The 6,500-nt window shown below is 41.9% G+C and carries 6 protein-coding genes; 3 read left to right on the forward strand and 3 right to left on the reverse strand.

The genetic code is table 11. From position 1 onward, the window contains the following. Window positions 1–68 precede the first annotated feature (68 nt). The 3 genes from BA1_RS09900 to BA1_RS09910 are packed head-to-tail and all read right to left on the reverse strand — an operon-like array spanning window position 69 to window position 2,636. Window positions 69–1,007 carry a metal ABC transporter substrate-binding protein gene (locus tag BA1_RS09900; protein WP_008358347.1) on the reverse strand — a complete coding sequence of 313 codons (939 nt, stop codon included), beginning with the start codon at window positions 1,005–1,007 and terminating at the stop codon, window positions 69–71. 13 nt (window positions 1,008–1,020) lie between these two features. Continuing rightward, window positions 1,021–1,893 carry a metal ABC transporter permease gene (locus tag BA1_RS09905; protein ID WP_008358349.1) on the reverse strand — a complete coding sequence of 291 codons (873 nt, stop codon included), beginning with the start codon at window positions 1,891–1,893 and terminating at the stop codon, window positions 1,021–1,023. Next, window positions 1,893–2,636, reverse strand: coding sequence for a metal ABC transporter ATP-binding protein (locus BA1_RS09910; protein ID WP_008358351.1), 744 nt, complete (start codon window positions 2,634–2,636; stop codon window positions 1,893–1,895). The genes BA1_RS09905 and BA1_RS09910 overlap by 1 nt, the downstream gene beginning before the upstream one ends. 421 nt (window positions 2,637–3,057) lie before the next feature. Here BA1_RS09910 and BA1_RS09915 point away from each other — a divergent pair, with 421 nt between their 5' ends. The 3 genes from BA1_RS09915 to BA1_RS09925 all read left to right on the forward strand — a co-directional run bounded on the left by BA1_RS09915 (window position 3,058) and on the right by BA1_RS09925 (window position 6,400). After that, complete coding sequence (locus tag BA1_RS09915; RefSeq protein WP_008358352.1) at window positions 3,058–5,157, forward strand: heavy metal translocating P-type ATPase; 2,100 nt, start codon at window positions 3,058–3,060, stop codon at window positions 5,155–5,157. A gap of 143 nt (window positions 5,158–5,300) precedes the next feature. Further along, entirely contained in the window at window positions 5,301–5,990 is a 690-nt protein-coding gene (locus BA1_RS09920; protein WP_008358355.1) for a DsbA family protein, read from the forward strand. After that, window positions 5,987–6,400 (forward strand): disulfide oxidoreductase, encoded by a 414-nt coding sequence (locus tag BA1_RS09925; protein ID WP_008358357.1) that lies wholly within the window; start codon window positions 5,987–5,989, stop codon window positions 6,398–6,400. Before BA1_RS09920 ends, BA1_RS09925 begins: the two co-directional genes overlap by 4 nt. Window positions 6,401–6,500 lie beyond the last annotated feature (100 nt).

Here is a 6,500-nt window from a genome sequence, read left to right on the forward strand (position 1 = left end):
GCCCAAAAAACATCCGCAAAATATGGCAGGCTGAAAAAAGACAGGCGGATTCACTCCACCTGTCTTTTTTAGGATGACAATCCTTTGTATATGGTGTCAATATTCCATTTCATCATTTTATAGTAGCTGTCCCCGTCTTCCCCTTTCTTGCCAATGGAATCAGTGAAGACTTTCCCCTTAATTGGAACCCCGGTTTCCTCAGAAAGGCTTTCAAGGCTCCGTTTATCTACACTTGTTTCAAGAAAAAGAGCAGGAACTTGATGATCTTTGACAAAATGAATGATGCGTTTCATTTGCCCAGGTGTTCCTTCGCTTTCTGTATTGATCTCCCAAATGTAGCCGGCCTTCAGTCCATACGCATCTGCAAAATACTTGAATGCCCCCTCACTTGTGACAAGAAGCTTTTTGTCTTTTGGCAGCTGTTCAAACTTGTCTTTTGCTTCATCATGAAGAGCCTGAAGCTTTTTGATATAGGCTTTAGCATTTTTTTCGTAATCCTCCTTATGCTCAGGGTCGGCTTGAATGAGCGCATCCCGGGCATTTTGGGCATAAAGGATACCGTTCTCGACATTCAGCCAGGCGTGAGGGTCCTGCTGGCTTTCCAGTCCTTTTGAGGACAAATGCTTTACTTTGACTCCCTTACTCAGCTCGGCTACAGGTGCATCATCTCCATTCTTACCGCTTGATTCAAGCAGCTTTTGAAACCAGCCGTTCCCTGTTTCAAGATTTAAGCCATTATAGAGAACAAGGTCTGCATCCGTTGTATGCTGAACATCCTTTGGCAGTGGGTCAAATTCGTGTGGATCTGTTCCAATTGGTACGATGCTGTGAATAGAGACATGCTGCCTGCCTACTTCCTTGACGATGTCATAAAGAATGGAGTAGGTTGTGACCACTTTTAATTTGCCATCATCTTTGCCAGCATGATTTTGTTGAGTAGAACATCCTGCGATCACCATAAGAGCAATGAATACTGCGGTCAACCGGATTGCAAATACCTTCTTCATATATGTCCTCCTTTTACATAGACGCTTCCTTTTTTAATTGCGTTCGTTTTCGTTTCGATTTTAATGATCTCCACAAAATCCCTTGCTTCGGTGAAAAGATAAATGCACTGCCGAATAAAATGGTCGCAACTAGCACGATTGAAGCACCAGACGACAAGTTATACGTAAAGCTAAGCCCAAGTCCTGCGACTGCTGAAACTGCTCCGAAAAAGGCAGATAAATAAATCATGATCCATAGCCGGTCTGTCAGTAGATAGGCGGTGGCTGCCGGCGTAATCAGCATCGCAACAACAAGTATAATACCTACGGTTTGCAGGGATGCGACGGTTACAAGGGTCAATAAGGTCATGAGAAAATAATGAATCATTCGATTCGGTAAACCGTAAACAGAAGAGATCACTGGATCAAATGAACTAATGAGCAGTTCTTTGTAGAAAACAATGACGGCCAGCAAAATAAAAATGCCGATTCCAAGCGTAATCCACATATCAGATGAGCGAACGGCTAGTACGTTTCCAAACAAGATATGATATAAATCGCTTGAACTTTTCAAAAATGTGATCAAAATGATCCCGATGGAAAAAAAAGCGGTGAATACGATGCCGATGGCAGAATCATTTTTAATGCGGCTGTTTTGACTGACATATCCGATGCCGATAGCTGTTAATACGCCGGTTAAGACGGCTCCGAAGAAAAAATTGATCCCCAGCATATAAGAGATGGCGACACCTGGCAGAACGGCGTGTGAAATCGCATCTCCCATCAGTGCCATACCTCGTAAAATGATAAAGCAGCCAATGACGCCGCAAATGATCCCCACCATGACGGATGTAAATAACGCTTTTTGTAAAAACGCATACTCAAAGAGTCCGGTTAAGAATTCCATTACACGTCTCCTCCTGCTGATTTTAAAAATGGCAACTGCGTTTCATAGGCTTCCAGCATGACCTCTGGACGAAGGATATCGTGTACAGGTCCTGCTTTGATCAGTTTTTTATTTAATAGAATGAGGTGGCTGAAGTAATCATCCGCCTTACTTAAATCATGGTGGACGACCAGAATGGTTTTCCCTTCATCTCGCAGCTCCTTCAAAATGCGAATCATCGTTTCTTCACTGGTCATATCAATTCCGACAAAAGGTTCATCTAAACAAAAGAGCTGTGCGTTTTGAGCAAGCGCTCGTGCAAGGAAGACGCGCTGCTGCTGACCGCCGGATAATTCCCCAATTTGTCTTTTGGCAAAGTCCTGCATTCCGACCTTTTCTAAGCAATGGTACGCATAGGCACGGTCTTCTTTTTTCGGTCTTTTGACCAATCCGAGCTTTGGGTATGTCCCAAGCAGAACGGTATCTAGCACATGGATTGGAAACGTCCAGTCTAAATCATTTCTCTGCGGTACATAGGCGATCTGTTTTCTCACTTGTTTAAAGGGCTGTTCAAAAAAGTGAATATCCCCTTGATCTTTTTCAATTAAATCCAAGCAAGCTTTCAATAAAGTTGATTTACCGGCACCATTTGGACCAATGATGCCTGTCATCGTTCCTTCCTGTATGGAAAGAGAGACGTTTTCTAGTGCATCCTGTCCGTGGTATGAGACATATAGACGGTCGATTGTTAAAGCGTTTGACATCTCTTGAGACCCCTTTCAATCATCAATTGCGTTTCCTAAAGATATATGCGTTCATTTAATAATTTTGACTAAAGGATGAAATGATTCTCTAATGCTAATTTGTTTCCTTAGGGAAACTTTTATTTTATTCTAAGCGTATGTTCTTCTTTTGTAAAGAGAAATGCTGGAATTCCTCATCAAACGATCGTTTGTATGTTATGCAAGGAGCAGGGGACATGAGCATGGTTTATTGAAAATCTCAGTGACATCATTGGACACAAAAAAACACTTCATTTGCTCATAAACGATTGACAGTTTATAAGAACTCCTCATATAATAAGGGTAATTCAATATATGAATATGTGCTCATATATAATATTTACAGCAGCTGATAGGTTTGATTGAATCAGGGAACGCTACTTATATAGAAAAAGGTGAGAACATGAAAAAGATGAAGGATGAATACGTGTTAAGCGGTCTTGATTGCGGAAACTGTGCACGTAAAATTGAAACAGGCGTCAGCAAAATTGCTGGAGTTGAAGCCTGCTCCATTAATTTTGCGACCGGTACATTAACTGTGACACATGCTGATGCACAAGAAACGATGTCAAAGCGTATTGAAAAAACCGTTCAGTCCATTGAACCTCATGTGAGTGTATCACCAAAAGAAGAAGGACATCACCACGATCACGATCATGGGACAAAAAATTTGAAAACGATTGTACTGAAATTAATCGGCGGTGCAGTCATTGGAACAGCAGCTTATTTTATACCTGACAATGGCTTACTGAAGTTCATCATGTTTTTCGCCGCATATTTACTCGTTGGCGGAGATGTTGTCTTGAAAGCACTGAAAAATATAGTGCGAGGCCAAGTATTTGATGAGAACTTCTTAATGACCATAGCGACAGCTGGTGCTTTTGTGATTCAGCAGTATCCTGAGGCACTGGCAGTCATGCTGTTTTACCAAATTGGAGAGCTTTTTCAAGGAGCGGCAGTCAATCGTTCAAGACGGTCGATTAGTGAATTAATGAATATCCGTCCTGAATACGCGAATCTCAAAGTAGGACACGAAACGAAAAAAGTAAAGCCGGAAGAAGTGAAAGCTGGTGACCGCATTGTCGTGAAACCAGGTGAAAAAATTCCTTTGGATGGACGTGTGATAGATGGCTATTCTCTTGTCGATACCTCTGCACTAACTGGGGAGTCTGTTCCAAGAGATGTGGAAGCGGGAAAAGAAGTGCTGGCTGGATTTGTGAATCAAAACGGCATTCTTGAAATTGAAGTGCAAAAAGAGCTAAGCGAATCGGCTGTTACGAAGATCTTGGATTTGGTCGAGAATGCAAGCAGCCGAAAAGCACAAACAGAAAACTTTATCACAAAGTTTGCAAAATATTATACACCTGCTGTTGTCGTGCTTGCCTTATTGCTTGCCTTTATGCCGCCGCTTTTCATTCCATCAGCTCAATTGTCTGAATGGGTGTACCGGGCGCTTGTCTTTCTCGTCATTTCTTGTCCTTGTGCACTCGTTGTCTCCATTCCATTAGGTTTCTTTGGAGGAATTGGTGCAGCATCTAAACGAGGCATTCTCGTGAAAGGCAGTAACTATTTAGAAGCCCTGAACTCTGTGCGCTATGCTGTGTTTGATAAAACAGGCACGCTCACAAAAGGGAACTTTACAGTCACTCATATCACAGCCGCTCATGAGAAATGGTCAGAAGAGGAATTGCTTTCTTTTGCGGCTTTAGCAGAAGCGCATTCCTCGCACCCGATTGCAGAATCGATTAAAGCCGCTTACGGATCAGCGCTCGATGAGAGCCAAATCGAAGCCTATGAAGATATTGCGGGACATGGAATTAAAGCGACAATACGCGGTGCAAATGTTTTAGCGGGAAACCATCGCCTCATGGAACGAGAAGGCATTGCTTTTGAAAAAGAAAAACGAAGCGGAACGGTTGTGTATTTGGCAATAGACGGTGAGTTTGCGGGATCTATCTTGATTGTTGATGAATTAAAAGATGATGCAAAGGAAGCAGTATCTGCTTTAAAAGCTTCTGGCATTCAAACTGTGATGCTTACAGGGGATGCCAAGCAAGTAGGGACTGCCGTAGCGCAGCAAATCGGTATTGACGAAGTTCACACTGAATTATTGCCGCAGGATAAAGTGACGAAAATAGAGGAAATGTATCAGAAAAAAGCACCTCAAGAAAAATTATTATTTGTTGGGGACGGCATTAATGATACGCCAGTATTAGCAAGAGCGGATATCGGCATTGCGATGGGGGGACTTGGTTCAGATGCAGCTGTAGAAGCGGCTGATATTGTAATTATGACGGATCAGCCATCAAAGGTAGCGGAAGCCATTACTGTCGCTAAAAGAACGAGAGCCATCGTATGGCAGAATATTGCATTTGCTCTTGGGGTGAAAGCCGTTTTCCTCTTACTTGGTGCATTCGGTATTGCCACCATGTGGGAAGCAGTCTTTTCAGATGTCGGTGTCACCGTACTGGCTGTTTTAAATGCGATGAGGGTCATGAAATAAAATTGTTAGGAAAAATTCATGAATAGCGTCTTTCATAATGAACCCCCTCTTGTTAAAATAGAAGAAGTTGGATAATGGCATTTTCCTGAGCTATTATCCTTTTTCTTTTGTGAAGGAATGAAAAAGATAAGGTAGGTGCTTTTGTGAGTAAAAAAAATAATCAATCTTCATCCATCAAGTTTGCTGTTATTCTAACCATCATTGCAGCTCTTCTCATCGGTATTTTCGTTGTTATTGGCGGCAACAACAACAGCCAAGAAGCACAAACAGTCGACAGTAAGCCGTCTATTAAAGGACAGCCTGTCATGGGAGATAAAAAGGCAAAAGTGCAAATTGTCGAGTTTGGGGACTACAAATGTCCATCATGTAAATTATTTGAAACAGACATTTTCCCAAAACTGAAAGCAGACTACATAGATAAAGGCGATGTAACCTTCTCATTTATTAACTTACCACTCCCTGTTCATGGAGACGGTGCAGTGTTAGCAGCACTTGCTTCTGAAGAAGTGTGGAATGAAGACCCGAAAAATTTCTGGGCATTTCATGAGGCTGTCTACAAAGCACAACCAGATAGTGAAGCGGAATGGGTAACACCCGCAAAACTCATTCAATTGGCGAAAAAGACAACCAAAATTGATACGGACAAGCTGAAAGACAATTTATCGAAGAAAACGTATCAACCTCAGCTGAGCACAGACAATGAGCTGGTGAATCAATACAAAGTAAATGCAACACCAACCATTTACATTAACAATAAACAAGTTCAAAACTTTTATGACTATGATGAAATCAAGGAATTAATAGATCAAGAGCTTAAAGGGAAAAAGTCATGAAGAATAAGCTGTTTTACTTATACAGCGCTTGGATCGTCTCTATTGTAGCGACGATGAGCAGCCTGTATTTAAGTGAAGTGAAAAAGTTTATCCCATGTGATTTGTGCTGGTTTCAGCGCATTTTTATGTATCCGCTCGTCCTTTTACTTGGCATTGCGACTTTCAGGGGCGATGTCAAAGTGAAATATTACGTCCTTCCATTGGCGGTCATTGGTGCTTGTTTTTCCATCTATCATTATATGGAACAAAAGATACCTGGCTTTGCATCCATCCGCCCTTGTTTGAGCGGGATTCCTTGTTCCTTTGATTATCTCAATTGGTTTGGCTTTATCACGATTCCTTTATTAGCACTTATTGCATTTATTCTCATCATCATCAGTATGCTACTTTTAAATGCAAAAGAAGATTGAGTGGAATCACCTGCTTTCGAGCAGGTGATTTCAGCGTGTAGACAAACCCTCGCATTCGGTGTCAGTCCTGCGTGCTGGTGCTCACGAATGTCAAATTCGC

This window comes from Bacillus xiamenensis, assembly GCF_000300535.1.
In the GTDB taxonomy this organism is placed as follows: Bacteria; Bacillota; Bacilli; order Bacillales; family Bacillaceae; genus Bacillus; species Bacillus xiamenensis.